We start from the raw sequence: 772 nt of genomic DNA, 5'->3' as shown, positions 1-772 counted from the left end.
GTTCGTGCGTAACCGTGGGCTGGCCCTGGCGCTCGGTTTGTCCGGCACCGGGATCACCGCGGCGGTCACGCCCCCGCTGTTCGCCTGGGGCGTGGCGCACTGGGGCTGGCAGGCGCCATTCGTGATTCTCGCACTCGTGAATGTGGTGATCGGGATCCCCTTGACCCTGGCATGGTTCCGCCTGCCGGAGGTGCGCGCGGCCGCGAAGACGGCGGATGGCGAACCGGTGACGCTGGCAGGGATGAACTTCCGCACGGCCCTGGCCTCGCCCAAATACTGGGTCTGCAATATTGCTCTGTGCCTGGTCGTGTCCGCGGTGATGGGCGTCGTCACCAGCACGGTGCCGATGCTGCGCGACCGCGGACTGGATGCCGCCAGCGCCACCGCGGTGTTCGCGTGGTTCGGCATCGCGCTCGTGCTCGGGCGCCTGGTAGTGGGCTATCTGCTCGACCGCCTGTGGCCGCCCGCCGTGGCCGCGATCAGCCTCGCGCTGCCCGCCGCAGGCTCATTCATCTTCCTTTCCGGAAGCACCGATGTCGCATTGCTGTCGGCCGCGGCGGCGCTGGCGGGCCTGGGTGCGGGCGCGGAATTCGATATCGCCGCCTTCCTGATGGCGCGTTACTTCGGCCTCAAGGATTACGGCCGCATCTTCGGCCTGCACCAGGGCCTGATCACGGTCGCTTCGGCGGCGGCGCCCCTGATGTTCGGCGCCATGTTCAGCGCCAGCGGCGGCTACAGCATGATGCTGACCTATTGCGCGGCCAGTACGCTG

At 68.7% G+C, this 772-nt stretch carries 1 protein-coding gene; it reads left to right on the top strand.

The features are described from left to right. A partial coding sequence (locus ACFPOU_RS23670; RefSeq protein WP_379727548.1) for an MFS transporter occupies positions 1 to 772 on the top strand: 772 nt, incomplete at both ends.

It is taken from the genome of Massilia jejuensis, assembly GCF_042656795.1.
Classification (GTDB): domain Bacteria; phylum Pseudomonadota; class Gammaproteobacteria; order Burkholderiales; family Burkholderiaceae_D; genus Telluria; species Telluria jejuensis.
Note: the sequence above shows the minus strand (reverse complement) of the source record. Positions and strands in the feature narration are given on the sequence as shown.